The sequence below is a fragment of the Chryseobacterium formosum genome (genome assembly GCF_026460885.1).
GTDB classification, from domain to species: Bacteria; Bacteroidota; Bacteroidia; order Flavobacteriales; family Weeksellaceae; genus Chryseobacterium; species Chryseobacterium formosus.
Genome location: NZ_JAOVZW010000011.1, coordinates 66507 through 86115, shown reverse-complemented (window position 1 = coordinate 86115; position 19609 = coordinate 66507). Strand labels below are relative to the sequence as shown.

Below are 19609 nucleotides of genomic sequence, written 5' to 3'. Positions count from 1 at the left end.
TGTATTATTTAAGTGCTTTTTTGTAATTCCATTGATCTTTTCCGGAAAGTACATTTTTGGCAGTATATTTTTTGCTTTGTTCTTTTGTTAATTGATGCGACCAGAAAACTCTTTTTGAAATATCTGCTCCTGAACCTTTAGAATTATATTCTGCGTAGAAAGTTGTTTTTTCAGCATCAGGTTTAGACCAATTGTGCCATCCTTCTTTTTTTATTGTGGAATCGATTGCACAACTGATGTAGACAGTTTTAGCAAATGGTCTCCACGGACGACCCAAATATACAGAATTTGCATCTGCATCGCCTGTTAAATTACAGTTAATAAATACATAACCGAATTCGTTTCCTTCAATTGTGGAAGCTGCTGTCACATAAGAAGCATTTTTTTTGGAGTAAATCGTACAGTCTTCAAAAACAGCTGTTCCGGCTCCGAAAATATAATCGGTAGTTCCTTCGATGTAGCAGTTTTTAAAATAGTTTCTTGAAATTTTGGTTTTATCTAAAGCGTCCTGTGCTCCTTTAGTATATAAAGTATCCTGAAATCCTAAGAATTTGCAATTTTCAAAAGCGATTCTGTCGCCTGTTGTTAAAACGGCAACAGCTTGTCCGACTGGTCCTGCATCATTTTGAAAAGTGATGTTTTTAGCTGAAAAATCATTAGAAAAAATAAAAATTGAAGATGAACCTGTTGTTCCTATATTTTTACCTTCTGCGTTTTGCTTTGAAGCATGATCTCCATAAACCAAAATGGTGTTTTCAGGATTTTCTCCTATTAAAATTATCGGGCTTTTTGTTTCAGAAACAGTTATTTTTTCTCTGTAAGTTCCCGGTTTTACAATAATTTTTGTTCTTACTGTTTTTCCTTCTTCAACTGCATCAATTGCCTGTTGAATAGTCGTAAAGTTACCTTTTCCGTCTTTCGAAACTATGATGGTTTTATCATCATTAATTTTGAAAGAAAGAAGACTGATAATGACTGCTGAAAAAATTAATAAGAATTTGATACTATTTTTTAAACCTGAAATCTGCATATTGCCGAATTTTTCTTGAAGAAAAGTACAGACCTTCTCCCGTAAAGGAGGAAGTCTGTACTGAAAATTAATTAATATGAATGTATATTTTTACTAATAACCATAATCTTGGGTAAGAGCAGGATTATTTTGAATAAATTCGAAATAGATTGGTAAAAGCTCTCTTTTATTCACCTGGAAATATTGTGCATATCCGGCTGAAGGGTCATTTACATATGTTGGTAAAACTCCAGATCTCCAAGCAATTTTCTTATATCCTGTAGGAATTGTAGTTGATTGACTTGGTAAATAAAATACGTCTGCTTTGGCTACTCCGGTATTTGTAAAGACATCAATTGTAGTAATATTTTGCTGAGCTGTTTTTGTAGGATCAAACGCAGAAACTTTATAGTAAATATCTAAAGGAACGTTTGCATAAGCACCAACTCCGTTGATGAAGTCTGTTAACTTCTGCTTTGTTTCAGCAATTTTTGTTGCTAAAAGATTCCATCTGATTAAGTCATATTTTCTGATTCCTTCAGAACCTAGTTCTAACATTCTTTCTTTAACGATATAATTAAAGAAACCAACTTTGTCTGTAGGAATTGTTCCCACTTGAGTAAGGTTACCTGTATAAGCTCTGTTTCTTACAGCTTTCACAGCATTAATAGCATCTGCAGAAGGGGCACCGTGAAGTTCGTTATCAGCTTCAGCAAACATCAACATTACATCAGAAACTCTCAATAATGGCCAATCAACCGCTAATGTTTGAGAAGGTCCTGTAATACTTGTCCAAGACTTTCTGTATTTTGAATCGGTAAATGAGTTCGCAGCAACTAATTCTGCCTGATTTGCAGCATTAACTGTGAAAATTCCAACATTCATATCTCTTCTCAAATCATATTTTGTAAACTCGTAGAAGTAAGTTGGTAATGCATTAATACCGCCACCACCTTTCCAGTTTGAGTTATCGTGATGTTTAAGACCGTTGTAATATCCAATTTTAGAGTCGGTTCTTGTACCACCTCCGAAAGCTCCAACTGAGAAAATAACTTCATTAGTTGCATCTTGAGCATTAGTATGAAGAGCTCTGAAAACGTTTTCGTAGCTTGGATTTAATGAATGCTCTCCGGCATGGTTCATGATATCTTTACACTCGTCGAAAGCAATTTGATAATATTTCTGAGGATTTGATCCTTGAGCCATCACTTGAGGGTTTCTTCTTAAAGAATATCCAGCTCTTGCCAATGCAATTCTTGCTCTAAGACCTTTCACAAAACCTTTAGAAATTCTGTTGCTGGTAGTTCCCCCTTCAGATCTCCATGGAACCAAAGTTGCAGCTTTTGCTAAATCATCAATCATCTGATCATAGATTATATCACGATCTGTTTTTGGTACATTTTGATCTGGAACATCAGAAGCGGGTACAAGATAGAAAGGAACGTCACCCCAGTTTCTGATTAATTCATAATAATATTGAGCTCTAAGAGTTAATGCTTCTCCTAAATATCTGTCCATTAGTTTTTTATCATCTGTAGTACCGCTCTGATAGACAGGCGATAATGGGATGTTTTTAATCACTAAATTGGCACGTTCGATGCCTGTATATAGTTTTCCAAATGGATTGTTCAGTTCTGTATTTGTTGCACAAGCTCCAAAAGTTGCTACACCTCTTCTGTCATTACAGTTATAGCTTCCAGAAGTTCTGAAATCGTCACCAGACTGAGGAATAATCAAAGATAATCTTTGTCCATATCCGTCGTCACCTCCAAGTTGAGAATAAACTCCAACCAACGCTGCGAATGTATCTGCAGTACTGTCGAATTGCTGAGCCTCAGAAATACTTGAAAGGTTTTCAGGATTAAGGAAATCACTGCAGGAATTTGTAAAGAATAACGCTCCCGCAAGACAAGATAAAATAAGTATTGATTTGCTTTTTTTCATTTTTAAATTTTTTAGAAAGTGATATCTACTCCTGTTACAAAGAAACGGCTTCTAGGATAAGCTGCGTAATCTACCCCCGGAGTTAAAGGATTTCTTCTTGTACTTGCTTCAGGATCGTAACCTGAGTACCCAGTAATTACAAATAAGTTGTTTACTGTTGCATATAATCTGAAGTTTTTCACTCCAATCATTTCTAAAGAACCTTTTGGTAATGTGTACCCTAAAGTTACGTTGTTTAATCTTAAGAAAGATCCGTCTTCAATTCCGTAAGAGTGAAGAATATATTGTCCTGTTGGTGGAGTCCACATTGTTGTATTAGCATTCAAAGCAGCTAATTGAGTAGGGTCTGTAACTTTCACACCAGCATTGTCAAACCATCTCCATCTGTCAGCAACAGCAGCATCCATGTTGTTGTCTCTGTACAAATATTGAGTTGTATTTTCGATTTTGTTAGCATTATAAACTTTATTTCCTACAGAGAAATTAAAGAATAAACTCATATCGAAATTTTTATATCTAAATGTTTGGTTGAAACCTCCGTAGAATTTTGGAAGTGCACTTCCTAATTCTTGTCTGTCAGCGTCGGTAATTTGTCCGTCACCATTCAAATCTCTTAGTTTAAGATCTCCAGGTTGTACAGCTTTTGCTCCTAAAGCAATTGCACTACTGCTTGGAACTCCCGCTTTCAATGTATAAACCTTAGTTGCTGCATTGTAATCGAAGTCTGAAATCTCGTATCTTCCTTCAGTTACATATCCGTAATAAGTTCCTACTGAGCTTCCTACTTTAGCAATAAAATCGAAACCTCCGATTCCTCCAGACTGAACCAAGTAATAATCTTGACCTCTCGCTGTACCGCTTCCTAAGCTTAAAATTGTATTTTTATTGGTAGAAATGTTGGCATCCATTTTCCAGTTGAAGTTTTCGTTGTTTACGATAACTCCTCCTACGGTAAATTCAAGACCTTTGTTTCTTGTTTTTCCTGAATTTTGGAATTGGTTTGCATATCCTGGGAATGGTACTTTTGCCAATACCAATAGATCTTTCGTATCTGTAATATATCCGTCTACACTACCGTAAAGTCTTCCTTTGAAAAATTCATAATCAATACCTGCGTTTTTAGATACTGTAGCTTCCCATTTTACATTAGGATTTGCCTGTGTTGTAGAAACTGCAGCTCCCGGTGTAACGGAAGTTCCGAATACATATCCGTTGTTTGCATTGATGTTGTAGAAGTTTGCCCAAAGGTAAGATGTAATTCTGTTGTTCCCCGATAGACCGTAACCTACACGAAGTTTTAATTCATTTAACCAATCAACATCTTTCAAGAATTTTTCTTCTTTCACTTTCCATGCTAATGAAGCAGCAGGGAAATATCCCCACTGATTTCCTTTCATGAAAACGTTGGATCCATCGGCTCTTACTGATGCAGTAAGGATATATTTATTAGCAAAAATATAATTTACACGTCCGAAGAATGAAGCTAAACGATCCGGTGCTACTACAGCCGTTCTTGCTGCATCCTGTATTAATCCTGCAGGTGGAGTTGCCGCTGCAATATTGGCAAATGCCTCATTAGGAAGGATGGATTTTGGGAACCATTTTACATAGTTATTGCTTGATTCTCCATCTGTTTGAATAATTTCCTGACCCAATAAAACATCTACTTTATGTTGACCAAATTTCTTGGTATAGTTTAAAGTGTTTGTATTGGTAATTCTTCTCGTCTGTGATCTGTCAAGCTGTACAATTGGCATATCTGCGTTTGCTCTTGCCTGAGAAGTTACCGTACCCCAAAACTGATTAGTTGAAATATCTCTTTGTACATAACCTACAACACTTCGGAATGTGAAATCTTTCGTAATATTATAGTTAATATAAGCATTCAATAACAAGTCATTAACTCTATTATCTCTTATTTCGCTATCATTTAAAAGTAACGGATTTACCAAGTTGGTATTAGTTGCATAGCTTGGATCAAAATCATCAACAGGAACAGATGAACCTCCTTCAAAAGGTTGATATCTTACTGAGTTTCTCAATCTGTTATTACTTTGAGAACCGGTGCTTGAAGTTCCTACTCCGGTAGTTAAAGATCTACCGTATCTTGCGTTGACCCCGAATTTAAGTTTTTTACTGATGTCGTAATCATACTTAAAGTTTGCCATGCTTCTTTTAAATCCGGAATTAAGCATAATTCCATCCTCATCCACATGATTTAAAGTAAATGAAAAAGCAGACTTTTCAGATCCTCCGTTTACACTAAGGTTATGAGTGAAGTTGAACGCTTCTTTACCGAAAAGTTCGTCCTGCCAATCTCTTTTCTGAACAGATTTATACTTCTCCAATTCCTGATAAGTGCTACCATATCTAGTGTTAAAAGCAATATCATCAGCATCACCTATTACACCATTCTTTTTGTATAATTCATACTGGTAAAGAACAAACTCATAAGGATCTAATACATCAAGCGTATTCATGATCTTTCTTACCCCTGTAAAACCGTTGTAATTGATTGTTGTGATTGCTTTTTTACGTCCACTTTTAGTGGTAATCAAAACAACCCCGTTTGCACCTCGAGAACCGTAAATTGATGTAGATGAAGCATCTTTCAAAACTTCAATAGATTCAATTTCTTTTGGCGAAAGAATCGTCATTGCATTATCCATTTGTATACCATCAACGATATATAATGGAGCATTACTTCCTGTAATTGAAGTTCCACCTCTGATGGTAATGTCTACATCACCTCCCGGTTTTCCTTCACTAGCCTGAACCTGTACTCCGGCAAGTCTACCCTGAATTGCTTCAGCTGCAGAGTTCACGGGCATATCTTTCAAGGCTTCTCCTTTAATAGATGATACAGCGTTGGTAACATCTTTTTTAGAAACTTTATTATATCCTACCAAAACGACCTCGTCAATTTTGGTTTCTTTATCTTTTTCCTGAGCCATAGCCAGTACAGGAAGAAGGAAGACAGTTAAATATAACCACTTTACTGATTGTACCTTTTTATCCATTTATTGTATCCTTATATAGTTTAATTGTGGTTTGAGAAGCATTAAAACCTCTCAAGTTTTTTTGGATTTTTAAGTTTTCTGTTTTTTAGTAATACTTTATTTATTCTTACGCATATTTAGAGTGCAATCGATTGCGTAATTTTTTATAGTAAAATATCTTGGCTTCTAAACTAATATTATTTTTCATTATGCAAAGAAAAAAATGTTATTTTTTTATTAATTTCAGTGTTTAATTTGTTAATAATAGAAAAATTTGTACGATTTAATTTAATTTAATTATCTGTAAATCAATTTATTGAAACGTATTAACTTTGTTGGTTATGTTAATTAAAAAATATTGAATTTTATACTGTTTAAGTTTTGAAATGCAGGAAAATATAGCAAATTCATTACATTTTCAGTTAAAATAAATTCCCATTTTTGGTAGTCAGAGACCAATTTCAAAAAAATAAAGTGATTTTTATCAGTTTTTTTACTGTTGAATTTTAAGTATTTTATAAATAGTAAAAAATTGGGTTAATTTAACATCATATATATATAGAATAGCTTTTATTCTTATATATAACACATTTGAATAGATTTGTGTTAAATTAATGGCACGATTTTTATTTTTTATACTAGTTAGTCTTGCATTTCGTTAAAAAAACTAACTGTTTTCAATATTAAATCGGCAACTTACAATTTATTTTTAAATTTTATTTCATTGTTTATCAATTGATTATAAATTAAAATTAATTTTTTGTTAACCGAATACATATAATTTATATATTTAACCACAAGTATTTCTGTACAATTTTAGTGTAATTTAATGCAATCGATTACGCAATGTTTAACAGGTTTTTTAAAACCACAATTTTAAGATTAAAATCTAGAGTATGACAAAATCAGAATTTCGTTACGCCCATCATCCTGAAGATGTAAAAAAATATACAACTGAAGACCTGAGAAGGGAGTTTCTAATCAATGATTTATTTAATGAAGATCAAATCAATGTAGTGTATTCTATGTACGACAGAATGATCGTGGGTGGTGCAATGCCTGTAAAAAGTGCATTGAAACTGGAGCCTACTGATGATCTGAAGGCAGAGAGCTTCCTTGAGAGAAGAGAATTGGGAATTATCAACGTTGGCGCTGCCGGAAAAGTAACCGTAGACGGAGAGGTTTTCGAACTTGGTAATAAGGAAGCATTATACATCGGAAAAGGAGCAAAAGATGTTGTTTTTGAAAACGGAAATGAAGGTCAGACTTTATTCTATTTCAATTCTGCACCAGCTCATCGTACTTTCCCTACGAAGAAAATAACAAAAAATGAAGCCGAAATTGTAGAATTGGGTGAAGCAAAATATGCGAATAGAAGAACAATCAACAAACTTATTGTTAACAGCGTATTGGAAACATGCCAATTACAAATGGGAATGACCGAGTTGCACGAAGGAAGTGTTTGGAACACAATGCCTTCTCATACACATACCCGTAGAATGGAAGCTTATTTTTATTTTGATCTTGAAGAAGGGCAGGCGGTAAGTCATTTTCTCGGCCAGCCGAATGAGACCCGTCATATCTTTATGAAAAACAATGAAGCAGTCTTGTCTCCGGAATGGTCTATTCACTCAGGGGTTGGTACTTCCAACTACACTTTTATCTGGGGAATGGCAGGAGAAAATATGGATTATGGCGACATGGACGCTGTTAAAACTAACGAACTAAAGTAATTTTTTCTACATGAATTTATTCGATTTATCCGGAAAAGTAGCCGTTGTAACCGGCGGTACTCACGGATTAGGAATGGCAATGGCTGAAGGTCTTGCCTCTGCAGGTGCTGAACTGGCAATCACAAGTACAACTCCCTCAAAATTAGATGAAGCCTTAGAATATTATCGCAGTAAAGGATATAACGCTACAGGTTATCTTTTTGATGTGACAGACGAACTGGAAGCCGCTCAGAAAGTAGCATTAATGCTTGCTACACATGGGAAAATAGACATCTTAGTCAATAATGCAGGAATCATCAAACGTGTTCCGGCTTTAGAGATGGATGTTGCAGACTTTAGAAAAGTAATCGATGTAGATCTTACCGGTCCTTTCATCATGTCTCAACTGGTTGGGAAACACATGATCAAAAGACAGTCCGGTAAAATCATCAATATTTGCTCAATGATGAGTGAGCTTGGCCGTGACAATGTAGTGGCGTATGCTTCTGCGAAAGGCGGACTTAAAATGCTGACCAAAAATTTAGCAACAGAATGGGCAAAACACAATATTCAGGTGAACGGTATCGGTCCCGGATATTTTGCGACGACCCAAACAGAACCAATCAGAGTAGACGGGCATCCGTTTAACGATTTTATCATCAGCAGAACTCCGGAAGGTAGATGGGGGAACCCGGAAGATCTTGCAGGAACGGCTATTTTCTTAGCTTCAGACGCGAGTAAATTTGTCAACGGACACATTATTTATGTGGATGGAGGTATTTTGGCGACCATTGGGAAACCTGCTAATGAATAACACAAGAATTTTACAGAAATGAAATCTTTTATTACAGATAACTTTTTATTACAAAATAAATACGCGGAAGAATTATACTTCAATTTCGCAGAAAAACAGCCGATCATCGATTATCACAATCATTTGATTCCAAAAGATATCGCTGAGGATACGGTTTTCGAAAATATTTCTAAAGTCTGGATTGCTGGCGATCATTACAAATGGCGTGCAATGCGTACGATGGGTGTGAGTGAAAGATTCATCACGGGCGACGCTTCAGACAAAGAAAAATTCGAGGCTTGGGCAAAAACGGTTCCTTATACTTTGAGAAATCCTCTGTACCACTGGACGCATTTAGAATTAAAGCGTTATTTCGGAATTGATGAATTATTGAATGAAAAAAACGCATCAGATATTTACGACAACATCACAGCAAAGCTTCAGACTCCTGAAAAGTCGACAAGAGGTTTGCTGAAAATGATGAACGTAGAATCTTTGTGTACAACAGAAGATCCAATTGATGTTTTAAATTATCATCAGGATTTGGCGAAAAGCGATTTCAGCATTAAAGTAAGTACAGCTTTCCGTCCGGATAAAGCGATTTTGATTGAAAACCACAACTTCGCAGACTATATTTCTAAATTGGGCGAGTCAGCTGGAATTGAAATCAACTCTTACCAGACTTTGTGCGATGCTTTATTAAAAAGAGTAGAATATTTCCACGAAAACGGATGCAGATTATGCGACCATGGATTAAACAATATTTCTTTCGAAGAAGCTTCAGAAGCAGAAGTGAGCGCAATCTTCAATGATAAAATTTCAGGAAAAGTAATCGCTGAAAAGCAGGTAAATCAGTTTAAAACTGCCATTTTACTTTTCTTAGGCGAAACGTATCATAAATTCGGATGGGTTCAGCAGTTCCACTTGGGAGCATTGAGAAACAACAACGAAAGAATGCACAGAATCTTAGGTCCTGATACAGGATGGGATTCTATCGGTGACTTCGTGCAGGCTGAAACTTTGTCTAAATTGTTAAACGCTTTAGACGGAAAAGATAAACTGACCAAAACAATTCTATATAACTTGAATCCTGCCGACAACGAAATTTTCGCGACTATGATCGGGAATTTTAATGACGGCAGTATCAAAGGAAAGGTACAGTTCGGTTCGGGCTGGTGGTTTTTGGATCAGAAAGACGGAATGATCAAGCAGATGAATGCCCTTTCAAACATGGGGTTGATTAGCTGTTTCGTTGGAATGTTGACAGATTCCAGAAGTTTCTTATCTTACCCGAGACACGAATACTTCAGAAGAGTATTGTGTAATCTTTTCGGAGAAGAAATGAAAAACGGCGAACTGCCGGATGATATGGAACTGATCGGAAAAACCATCTCCGATATCTGTTATCATAATGCTAAAAATTATTTCGATTTTTAAATTCGAATTAAATGAATAAAATTTGAACCATTAAGGAGAATTAAGAAGTTAAGCTTAAAATCCAAGATTTTATTAAGAAGCACAACGCTGAAAGCTAAGCTCATCTTAACTATTCTAAACTTCTTAATAAATCTTAATGGTTTAAAAAAAAGTAAATTTTTAATATTTAAAAGGTCAAACGTCAACAAAAATCTTTGATTTTTAAACTTATGTGATCTTCATATTTTCAATATTTTAAACTTCAAAAAATAAAGCATCAAAAACTTTTGTGCCTTTTGTGGTTAAATAAAGAGCGTTAATTAATATGGCTAGTAAAATACTTACTTTCGGTGAAGTAATCATGAGGCTTTCACCTCCAGGGAACAAAACAATGAAACAGAGCCACGAAATGGAATTCTTTTTCGGCGGAACTGAGCTCAACGTAGCTTCCTCACTGGCAACAATGGGTTGCGACGTGACGCACATCAGCAATGTTTCTGATGATTTTGTGGGAGAATCTGCACTGTCTTTCATCAAAAGTTTTGGGATCGATACGACTTTCATCAATAAAAACGAACATCCTTTAGGTTTATATTTCCTTGAAGTGGGTGCATCCGTTCGTGCGAGCAGAATTGCGTACAACAGACTGAACGGATCTTTCGCCAACATTAAACCCGAACAGGTTGACTGGAAAAAAGCTTTGGAAGGTTGCGACTATTTCCACTGGACAGGCATCAGTCCTGGAATTTCTGAAGGTGCTTACGAAACTTTGAAAGAAGGTTTGATCACCGCCCGTGAAATGGGAATTGAAGTGACAACCGATCCTGCTTACCGTTCTAACCTTTGGAAGTACGGTAAAAACGGAAACGAAGTTTTAAAAGAATTGGTTTCTTACTCGACTATTTTCATCGGTGGTGTAAATGAGATTAATGAAATATTGGGAACTCAGTTTTCATCAGACCAACAAGGTTTCATGGAAGCTTGTGAAGAATTAAAAAAGCAATGTCCTTCCATTCATAAAATTTTCGACAAAATAAGAATAGGCGTTACGGCGAGTTCTCAGCAAACACAGGGAAGAGCTTTGATCAACGGAAATTATTTTGAAACTAAATTTTTAGAAATAGACAACGTAGTCGACAGAATCGGAACGGGAGATGCCTTTGCCGCAGGTTTAATTTATGGTTTATTGAATTTCGATGACGAAAAAGCTTTAAATTTTGCCAACGCAGCCTGCGCCATCAAACACACCATTTTAGGTGATATCAATTACTGCAGCGCAGAAGATATCCTCGAAGTAATGGCCGGAAATTCAGGAGGAAGAATCAAAAGGTAATTCTTGCTTTTGGCTGTTAGCTTTTGGCAATTGGCTTTAAAATGTTCATCATTTCAAATGAAATATAACTAATAAGTTTTGGTCTTATATAAGCGAAGCGGCTTTGTGAAACTAAAAAACAGTTAGTAGTAAAAAAAAACTTTGTGAACTCTGTGTTCAAAAATTCAAGCTGATAACCTCTTCAAAGGGGACAGCATACCAAAGGATGGATAAAACCCCATCAAAGATTATTTTAACAAAATAATTAAAACAAAATGACAAAAATTCAATTGGTTACAAATACCATCATCAATCAGGGAGCTTTGCCTCTGTATTACAATGCTGATGAAACGGTAACTTTAGAAATATTAAAATCGCTTTACAAAGCAGGAATCCGTGCGGTAGAATATACCAGCCGTGGAGAAGCTGCGTTGAGCAATTTCACAAAAATGGTGGAAGTCCGTAATGCAGAAATGTCTGAAATGCTTCTCGGAATCGGAACCATCAAAAATGTAAAACAAGCAGAAGAATATTACAAGGCAGGTGCTGATTTCTTTATCAGTCCGGGTTTTGTAGCGGAAGTTGCAGCATTTCTAATTCCAAAAGATTTGTTATACAGTCCGGGTTGTATGACTCCGACCGAAATCATTGCAGCTGAAGCTGCTGGTGTAACTTTCATTAAATTATTCCCAGGAAATGCTTTGGGGCCAGGATTTATGAGTGCCATCAAAGATGTTTTTCCAAATCTGAAGTTTATGCCAACCGGAGGAGTTGATACTACAAAAGAAAGCATCGAAAGCTGGTTCAAGGCAGGAGTTTCCGCAGTTGGAATGGGAAGCAAGCTGGTAAGCAAAGAATTGATGCTTACGAAAGACTACGCAACGATAGAAAATGAAACCAAAAAAGTGCTGGATATTATTCAGACTTTAAAATAAATAAATGACTATGAGTTCAGTTAAATCTCTTAAGCCGACGCAATACAGATGGACGATTTGTCTGCTGTTATTTCTCGCCACCACGATCAATTATCTGGATCGTCAGGTTTTATCTTTGACGTGGAAAGATTTTATAGCACCGGAATTTCACTGGAATAACAACGACTACGGAAACATCACCGCATTATTCTCCATATTTTATGCAGTGGGAATGCTTTTCGCAGGAAAGTTCGTGGATTTTATGGATACCAAAAAAGGTTTCCTCTGGGCAATCGGAGTTTGGTCTGTGGGTGCAGTTTTACATGCATTCTGTGGAATTGCTACTTCGGGAATTCTTACTGGGAACTGGTTTGCAGGTTTTCATGGTTCGAAAGAATTGATTGGAACAGTTTCAAATACATCAGCGATCATCAGTACGAGTGTAACGTTATTTATTTTTGCACGTTTCGTATTGGCAATTGGTGAGGCAGGAAATTTCCCTGCAGCAATCAAAACTACGGCAGAATATTTCCCTAAAAAAGACAGAGCATTTTCTACAAGCATCTGGAATGCCGGAGCAACAGTTGGAGCTTTGGCAGCACCGCTTACAATTCCGTTTATTGCAAAATCAATGGGTTGGGAATGGGCATTCATCATCATTGGTGCTTTAGGATTTGTATGGATGGGACTTTGGGTATTTGTTTACAAAAAACCACATTTACACAAAAGAGTTAACGAGCACGAATTAACGTATATCAATCAGGATCAGGATGATCTTCCGAATGAAGATACTTCCGTTCCGGAAAAAGTATTCACGTTCAAAGAATGTTTCAGCTACAGACAGACCTGGGCTTTTGCTTTCGGAAAGTTTATGACAGACGGCGTTTGGTGGTTCTTTTTATTCTGGACTCCGGCTTATTTAAGTTCGGTTTACGGAATGGATTCCACAGAAAGTGCCTTGCCGCTATTCGTACTTTATATGATTACTTTATTATCAATCATCGGCGGATGGCTTCCAAAATATTTTGTTGAAAAGAAAGGAATGAACGCCTATTCAGGAAGAATGAAAGCGATGTTGATCTTCGCATTTTTCCCACTGTTGGCACTTTTAGCACAACCTTTAGGAACTGCAACTTACTGGATTCCGGTTTTAATCATCGGTGTAGCAGGAGCAGCGCATCAGGCTTGGTCAGCAAACATTTTTTCAACCGTAGGCGATATGTTCCCTAAAAAAGCCATCGCAACCATCACAGGAATTGGCGGAATGGCAGGAGGAATCGGATCTTTCATCATCAATAAATCTTCAGGAGTTTTATTTGATCACGCACACAAAGCCTGGTCGACTGTTGACGGAGTTCCTTTATTGGAAAAATATCCTCAATACGTAAACGACCGTTTACCGGATGGATTCTTTGAGCAGTTAGAAAAATCAGGAGCCGTAGTTTCAGACGGAATCGACAAAGGATACATGATTATTTTCTCGATCTGCGCAGTCGCTTATTTGATCGCATGGACGGTAATGAAAATGTTGGTTCCTAAATATAAAGTGATTAGTAAGTAGAAATTTTCAAGACATTTTTCTTTACCCCGACCCTAAAGGGAAGAAAAATGCCTTGAAAATTTCATCAGAATTAACTCCCTTTAGGGTTGGGGTAAATTAATTTTGATGAAATTTTGGGAACAAAATAAATAAGAAGCAAAGCAATTTTACAGCGCTCTTAGCTAAGTAGAACGCCTTTGCGAACTTAAAAATATACATCAAGCTATAAAAAAATCTTTGCGGACTTTGCGTTTAAAAAGCTCCAAGATTTAACAGAATTAAAAACACAATTTAATTCAAATTAGAAAAATGGAAAATCAGACAAAACAACAGTTAAACCGTCAAAACAGCGGTATAGATACAAAATTACCAATCAAAATCGTACAGTTCGGGGGAGGAAACTTCATGCGTGGATTTACAGATTATGTGATTGATAAATTAAACAAAGAAGCAAATTTCAACGCAGGAATTGTCAACATTCAGCCGACACCCAACGGTTCAGTTCACAAACTTGAAGAACAGGGGAATTTGTACACTTTATTTTCAAGAGGAATCAAAAAAGGCGAAATCATCGATGAAAAATGTGTGATTTCGGCGATTCAGAAATCGGTTAATCCTTATGCAGATTACAACAGCTTTTTGGAGTTGGCTAAAGAAGAAGAACTTGAATTTGTGTTTTCAAATACAACCGAAACCGGAATTGCCTACGACGAAACTGAAAATACCTACGAAGGTCCGCACAAAAATTTCCCAGCGAAAGTAGCGGTTTTGCTTCACGAAAGATATAAGCACTTCAATGGTGCAGCGGATAAAGGTTTAAGAATTATCCCTTGTGAATTGATCGAAGAAAACGCTTTTGTTTTAAGAGACATCATCATCAAATATGCTAAACTTTGGAATTTAGAAGAAGGTTTTGCGCAATGGGTTGAACAGAGCAATCACTTCCACAATACGTTGGTCGACAGAATTGTTCCGGGTTATCCGAAAGATGATGCGGCGATGTATGAAGACCAGTTGGATTATGAAGATCCGATGATGGTGGTTTCTGAAACATTCCTTTTGTGGGTGATTCAGGGAGGTGAAGATTTAAAACAGAGAATTCCTTTCGATAAAATCAACGAACAGATTTTGGTGGTGGATGATATTCAGCCATACCGTTTGAGAAAAGTGAGAATCCTGAATGGCGGACATATTTTGATGTTAGCTCCGGCAATTTTATCAGGAAAAGAATTGGTAAAAGAGGCGATTGACGACCAGTTTATCGGAACTTTTTTAAGCGAATCGATATTTAATGAAGTCAATCAGACTTTAGGTTTAGATGAAACTGAACTGAAGGAATTTGCGGAAGAAGTGTTCGACAGATTCAGAAATCCTTTCATCAAGCATCATTTGGCGAGCATCGCTTTATATTTTGTATCTAAATTTAAAGTAAGAGTCGTTCCGAGTTTGCTGACTTATGTTGAAAGAAATAACAAACTTCCGTTGAACTTAACGTTCTCTCTGGCAAGTTTAATCAGATTCTATCAGGGAAGTTTTGGCGAAAAATCTCTTCCTCTGAATGATGAAGAAGCCATTGTAAACAGATTCAGGGAAATCTGGAAAAACGAAGATTACAAAGTAGTTTCAGAACAGGCATTGAGCGAAAAACTGTTCTGGGATACCGACCTTACACAGGTGGAAGGCCTGAAAGCCGCAGTAGCAAAAGCATTGTACGAAATCGACCACAATGACATGGAAACTGCTTACAAAAATTTTATTCAATTTTATTCTTAGAAATCATGCAAAAGAAAGTACTGAAAGTAAATCCCAAAGACAACGTTATTGTAGCGCTGTTGGATTTGCCTGCCGGAGAATCGGTGCACTTAGACGGTACAGATTATACGATTCTTAAAGATATTAAAGCAAAACATAAATTCGCTGCCGTAGATTTTGAGGATGGCGACCATATCATCATGTATGGCGTAATTGTTGGAAAAGCCAACCAATCCATCAGACAGGGCGAAGTGATTACCACCGAAAACGTAAAGCACCAAAGTGCAAAAGTAGTCGGGAAAACCGAAACTTTAGGATGGACGCCACCCAATGTAGACAAGTGGAAAGACCGTACTTTTATGGGCTACCACCGTGAAGACGGACAGGTAGGTACTGAAAACATCTGGCTGTTTTTCCCGTTGGTATTCTGCGAAAACAAGAATATCGAAACACTGAAGGATATTTTTGAAAAGGAATTGCTTCACGATAAAGCCAGCAAACATCAGTTATTACTGCGTTCTTTATTGAACGGCGGTGCAGCTGTTGAGGAGGAAGAAGAACAAGCGGATACAAGAGTATTTAAAAATATCGATGCAAGATTCATCACGCACCAGGGTGGTTGTGGCGGAATCCGTCAGGATGCTGAGGCGTTGGGAAGACTGTTTGCAGGATATGTCAACAACCCGAATGTGGCGGGAGCTACAGTTCTCAGCTTAGGCTGTCAGAATCTTCAGGTACAGATTTTCATGGATTCACTGCATGCATTGGCTCCAGATAACAAAAAACCGATTGTTGTTTATGAACAGCAAAAATCGGGTACCATCGATGAAATGCTGACCGGTGTTATCAAAGATTCATACGAAGGTATTAAAAAAGCCAACGAAATAGAAAGAAAACCAGCTTCCATCACCAAACTGAACATTGGTTTGGAATGTGGCGGCTCAGACGGTTTCTCAGGAATTTCTGCAAACCCAGTTTTGGGCGAAGTTTCCGATATTATGGCGGCAGTGGGCGGAACAACCATGCTTGCCGAATTTCCTGAATTGTGTGGAGTAGAGCAGGAGTTGGTCAACCGTTGCATCAACGATGAAGACGGCGTAAAATTCCTGAAACTGATGAAAGATTTTGAAGCCTCTGTGGTTGCGGCAGGTTCAGGATTTGATATGAATCCGTCTCCCGGAAACATCAAAGACGGTTTAATTACCGATGCCATGAAATCTGCAGGAGCATCCAAAAAAGGTGGAGCTGCCCCCATCGTGGAAGTTCTCGATTTTACAGAATACGCCACAAAACCAGGTCTGAATCTTTTGTGCACTCCCGGAAATGATGCAGAATGTACAACCGCTTTAGTCGGTTCAGGTGCAACAGTTGTTCTTTTTACAACAGGTTTAGGAACTCCGATGGGAAATCCAATTACACCGGTTGTGAAGATTTCTTCCAATACTATTTTGGCAGAAAAAATGTCAGACATTATTGATTTCAATGCAGGTACCGTAATCAGCGGAGAAAAAACAATTCCCGAAGCCGCAGACGAACTTCTGGAACTCATCATCAACGTAGCCAGCGGCGAAGTAAAAACCAAAGCGGACGTTCTTAATCAGAATGATTTCATTCCATGGAGACGCGGTGTCTCTCTGTAATGGTTAATTATATTAAATATTAGGGTTGAAAATGCTTCTTGCTTCGGTAGGGAGCATTTTCTTTATTATTTGTCAGTAGAAATTTTAACGGTTCATTGTTTTCGTTTTACTTCTTCCACGATATAATATTAACAATTTATTTAGCTTTCCTTTATTAATATTATAGCCGTCAATTTGCAAACGTTCTGCTCCGTTTGGATAGTTATATATTAAATAATAATGAGTATGTTTTCCTGTACCCTCACTAATTACTTCTTCGTTTTCAATTTCTTTCCAAAGGTAAAAGTCTGTTGTGATTGTTTTAATTCCTTTGTCATTAATTATTATTTGGGGTTCTTTACTAGTCGCTTCTTTATATTTTTTATAAAAGAAAAAGGCTCCGATAATTGAAAGAGTGGCAACCAGAATACGAAAAAAAATAATCATCCATATTAAAAACGAAATTAATACCAATACCTAAAACGCAGAGCATAATAAACATTTGTAAAAAACTTTTACCTTTTGAATAGTAAATGATAGTTTCAAAAGGAACCATTAAATCATTTTGAAAAGCATCATCTTTTTTGAATTTATTTTCTAAGAAATTTAATTTTTCTTTATCCTTTTTTGTGCGAAATTCCGTCTCTGCTAAGAAGCTACTGTCAGGCCAGATTACTTTTTCCTGAAGTGCTCGTTTTTTAAGTTCGTGAACATTTCTTACATTTTCATAAGTCCAAAGTTTCCATCTGGTAATCATATAACTACACCAAAGCCAGACAAAAAGGAATGTAAATACAAAACCAACAGGAAGAATGCTCCACGACGGAATAATTTTTTGTATAACAAAATAGGTAGTAAGTCCAAAAGTTCCTAACGCAATTGCTAATGCAGGATAACTCATCATTCTATGTCCTTTTGAAATTGCTTCGTCAACTGTTACTGTTTCGTTCATAATTTTCTGGTCTTTTAGTCTATTCTTCAATAACCACTAGATTTGGCTTTTACGTGATCTGTAAAGCCAAATATTAATTTTGTTAAAAAAATTAAATAAAAAATAATAGCAAGTGTCAGGATTGCAAATCCGCAATATTGGGAAAATATTTGATTATAACATCTTTGTATTATTTATGAACTCTTCAAATGAATTTGCAATCTTTGATATACGTCCATCATTATCATAGTAAAGCCAAACCGAATGATTTTCCGATGCATCAAAATAAAGATAACCATATCCTCCGAAATTTTCTCCAAATCCAATAACAAATCCATTCTCAACACGCTTCATCTCTTCCTCATTTAGATTTGGTTGATCGAGGTCTGCAAACCCAAAATCTCGTTGAAACTTAATATTTAATTTCAGACTTTCAAACTGAAATGCATTGCCTATAAAATTCATATCAATATTGTTCATTAGTTCAGATTCGCCAAACAACTTTGTTTCCGAATTATATTCTGGATCAATTCTAAAATCTAAATAACAACCATCAGGGTTTTCATTTAGAAAACTTAAATAACTTTTAGGAATCTCTTTTCCAAATCTGTTGTCATATTTCATAATCTTATTTAGAATATTTTGTTTGTAAAAAGTCATGGATTGCAAATGCACGACATCAGGCGTTTATTTGTAGTTTATTTTGTGATTTAATTCAATTGGATTATTTTCTTGTAAAATATCATTCTGTATTTCTTTATTTTTTACAGAAATATCCACTGTTTTACCATTCGGATCGGTAAATGTAGCTGTTTTCCACCCTTTTGAATTTATATTAAATGGGTCATTAAAATATGATTTTGCAAGTGTTTCATATTTTTTCCAATCAATTTTTATTGTTTTTGTCCGTGCGTCAAAAATATTCCCACCTTTTTTGACTTCTATCAAATTAAATAAATATTCGTTGTTTGAATCTTGAATAGAAACAATCAATCCGGGTAAACCATTGAAAATATATGGACCATCACTGAAAGGTAATTCTGTTGTAAACCAAGCAATCCAGTTTCTTCCTCCATAATTGGTTTCTGCTTTTTGAGATTTATATTTTCCAATCATTTTTTGTTCGGAAGTTATTTTCCAGTTTAATATTTCCTCAATTGGAAGAAGATAATCTCTTTCCAAATAAGTTATTACTTTTTCAATTCTTTTTTGAGCAAGATTCTTTTTGACATAGAATTTGTTTTCAACGCCCATTTTAAATATTTCTCTTCCATTATTCAACTTTAATGAATCTGCTTTTTTTTCTACTGAATCTCTAAAAATTGAAATATTATTTTTTAAATCCAAAATCATATTCTCAGAATTAACATCATCTGGATTTTCTGAATTCAGTTTGTATTTTGTTTCGTAAATAAAACTTATTTTTTGCGAGAAGCAAAAGGTAGAAAAAACAAGAAAAAATATTATAAATTTCATTTGTGACGAGTGTTTGTTTAAAATTTCTGCTGATGTTTGGCTTTACGTATTATGTCAATCCAAACTATAATTTCTCTAAAACTAATGAAATAAAAAATTTTAGCAAATTTTAATTTAAAAAATCTCCTTCGCTCCACATTCCGAACCCCAACCGACACGTTCCAAACCTATCTCAATACGTTGAGAAGATGT

15 protein-coding genes are annotated in these 19609 nt (G+C 36.0%); 8 read left to right on the top strand and 7 right to left on the bottom strand.

Translation table 11 applies throughout. The features are described 5' to 3' along the window. Positions 1 to 4: 4 nt before the first annotated feature. The 3 genes from OF897_RS10095 to OF897_RS10085 form a co-directional block, all read right to left on the bottom strand. A complete protein-coding gene (locus OF897_RS10095; protein WP_267265562.1) occupies positions 5 to 1030 on the bottom strand; it encodes a pectinesterase family protein in 1026 nt (341 codons plus the stop codon). A 93-nt stretch (positions 1031 to 1123) separates the two neighbouring features. Continuing rightward, positions 1124 to 2953 carry a RagB/SusD family nutrient uptake outer membrane protein gene (locus OF897_RS10090; RefSeq protein WP_267265561.1) on the bottom strand — a complete coding sequence of 610 codons (1830 nt, stop codon included), beginning with the start codon at positions 2951 to 2953 and terminating at the stop codon, positions 1124 to 1126. Between the two features lie 11 nt (positions 2954 to 2964). Continuing rightward, complete coding sequence (locus OF897_RS10085; protein ID WP_267265560.1) at positions 2965 to 5973, bottom strand: SusC/RagA family TonB-linked outer membrane protein; 3009 nt, start codon at positions 5971 to 5973, stop codon at positions 2965 to 2967. A gap of 875 nt (positions 5974 to 6848) precedes the next feature. Between OF897_RS10085 and kduI the strand changes: the two genes are divergently transcribed. From kduI to OF897_RS10045, 8 genes are all read left to right on the top strand, one after another. Then, positions 6849 to 7685, top strand: coding sequence for a 5-dehydro-4-deoxy-D-glucuronate isomerase (gene kduI / locus OF897_RS10080; RefSeq protein ID WP_267265559.1), 837 nt, complete (start codon positions 6849 to 6851; stop codon positions 7683 to 7685). 10 nt (positions 7686 to 7695) lie between these two features. Further along, entirely contained in the window at positions 7696 to 8478 is a 783-nt protein-coding gene (locus tag OF897_RS10075; RefSeq protein WP_056075317.1) for a gluconate 5-dehydrogenase, read from the top strand. Between the two features lie 18 nt (positions 8479 to 8496). Continuing rightward, positions 8497 to 9894, top strand: coding sequence for a glucuronate isomerase (gene uxaC / locus OF897_RS10070; RefSeq protein ID WP_267265558.1), 1398 nt, complete (start codon positions 8497 to 8499; stop codon positions 9892 to 9894). Positions 9895 to 10198: 304 nt separating this feature from the next. Next, positions 10199 to 11206 carry a sugar kinase gene (locus OF897_RS10065; RefSeq protein ID WP_267265557.1) on the top strand — a complete coding sequence of 336 codons (1008 nt, stop codon included), beginning with the start codon at positions 10199 to 10201 and terminating at the stop codon, positions 11204 to 11206. Between the two features lie 254 nt (positions 11207 to 11460). Continuing rightward, the gene (locus OF897_RS10060; protein WP_267265556.1) at positions 11461 to 12120 is read left to right on the top strand and encodes a beta/alpha barrel domain-containing protein; all 660 of its coding nucleotides are present in this window, start codon (positions 11461 to 11463) and stop codon (positions 12118 to 12120) included. A 10-nt stretch (positions 12121 to 12130) separates the two neighbouring features. Then, positions 12131 to 13660 carry an MFS transporter gene (locus tag OF897_RS10055; protein WP_267265555.1) on the top strand — a complete coding sequence of 510 codons (1530 nt, stop codon included), beginning with the start codon at positions 12131 to 12133 and terminating at the stop codon, positions 13658 to 13660. 288 nt (positions 13661 to 13948) lie between these two features. Next, entirely contained in the window at positions 13949 to 15412 is a 1464-nt protein-coding gene (locus OF897_RS10050) for a tagaturonate reductase (protein WP_267265554.1), read from the top strand. Positions 15413 to 15417: 5 nt separating this feature from the next. Further along, the gene (locus OF897_RS10045) at positions 15418 to 17031 is read left to right on the top strand and encodes a UxaA family hydrolase (RefSeq protein WP_267265553.1); all 1614 of its coding nucleotides are present in this window, start codon (positions 15418 to 15420) and stop codon (positions 17029 to 17031) included. 84 nt (positions 17032 to 17115) lie between these two features. On the opposite strand, the gene OF897_RS10040 is transcribed toward OF897_RS10045, so the two are convergent. The 4 genes from OF897_RS10040 to OF897_RS10025 all read right to left on the bottom strand — a co-directional run bounded on the left by OF897_RS10040 (position 17116) and on the right by OF897_RS10025 (position 19417). Continuing rightward, a complete protein-coding gene (locus OF897_RS10040; RefSeq protein ID WP_267265552.1) occupies positions 17116 to 17457 on the bottom strand; it encodes a hypothetical protein in 342 nt (113 codons plus the stop codon). Next, on the bottom strand, positions 17393 to 17962 hold the full coding sequence (locus OF897_RS10035; protein ID WP_267265551.1) for a hypothetical protein: 570 nt from the start codon (positions 17960 to 17962) through the stop codon (positions 17393 to 17395). The genes OF897_RS10040 and OF897_RS10035 overlap by 65 nt, the downstream gene beginning before the upstream one ends. 153 nt (positions 17963 to 18115) lie before the next feature. Beyond that, entirely contained in the window at positions 18116 to 18565 is a 450-nt protein-coding gene (locus OF897_RS10030; protein WP_267265550.1) for an SMI1/KNR4 family protein, read from the bottom strand. A gap of 63 nt (positions 18566 to 18628) precedes the next feature. Further along, positions 18629 to 19417, bottom strand: a complete 789-nt coding sequence (locus OF897_RS10025) for a GLPGLI family protein (RefSeq protein WP_267265549.1) — start codon at positions 19415 to 19417, stop codon at positions 18629 to 18631. Between the last annotated feature and the right edge of the window lie 192 nt (positions 19418 to 19609).

Coding starts and splice junctions, on each gene's coding strand:
- OF897_RS10095 (WP_267265562.1), bottom strand. CDS start 1,030: ATGCAGATTTCAGGTTTAAAAAATAGTATCAAATTCTTATTAATTTTT.
- OF897_RS10090 (WP_267265561.1), bottom strand. CDS start 2,953: ATGAAAAAAAGCAAATCAATACTTATTTTATCTTGTCTTGCGGGAGCG.
- OF897_RS10085 (WP_267265560.1), bottom strand. CDS start 5,973: ATGGATAAAAAGGTACAATCAGTAAAGTGGTTATATTTAACTGTCTTC.
- kduI (WP_267265559.1), top strand. CDS start 6,849: ATGACAAAATCAGAATTTCGTTACGCCCATCATCCTGAAGATGTAAAA.
- OF897_RS10075 (WP_056075317.1), top strand. CDS start 7,696: ATGAATTTATTCGATTTATCCGGAAAAGTAGCCGTTGTAACCGGCGGT.
- uxaC (WP_267265558.1), top strand. CDS start 8,497: ATGAAATCTTTTATTACAGATAACTTTTTATTACAAAATAAATACGCG.
- OF897_RS10065 (WP_267265557.1), top strand. CDS start 10,199: ATGGCTAGTAAAATACTTACTTTCGGTGAAGTAATCATGAGGCTTTCA.
- OF897_RS10060 (WP_267265556.1), top strand. CDS start 11,461: ATGACAAAAATTCAATTGGTTACAAATACCATCATCAATCAGGGAGCT.
- OF897_RS10055 (WP_267265555.1), top strand. CDS start 12,131: ATGAGTTCAGTTAAATCTCTTAAGCCGACGCAATACAGATGGACGATT.
- OF897_RS10050 (WP_267265554.1), top strand. CDS start 13,949: ATGGAAAATCAGACAAAACAACAGTTAAACCGTCAAAACAGCGGTATA.
- OF897_RS10045 (WP_267265553.1), top strand. CDS start 15,418: ATGCAAAAGAAAGTACTGAAAGTAAATCCCAAAGACAACGTTATTGTA.
- OF897_RS10040 (WP_267265552.1), bottom strand. CDS start 17,457: ATGATTATTTTTTTTCGTATTCTGGTTGCCACTCTTTCAATTATCGGA.
- OF897_RS10035 (WP_267265551.1), bottom strand. CDS start 17,962: ATGAACGAAACAGTAACAGTTGACGAAGCAATTTCAAAAGGACATAGA.
- OF897_RS10030 (WP_267265550.1), bottom strand. CDS start 18,565: ATGAAATATGACAACAGATTTGGAAAAGAGATTCCTAAAAGTTATTTA.
- OF897_RS10025 (WP_267265549.1), bottom strand. CDS start 19,417: ATGAAATTTATAATATTTTTTCTTGTTTTTTCTACCTTTTGCTTCTCG.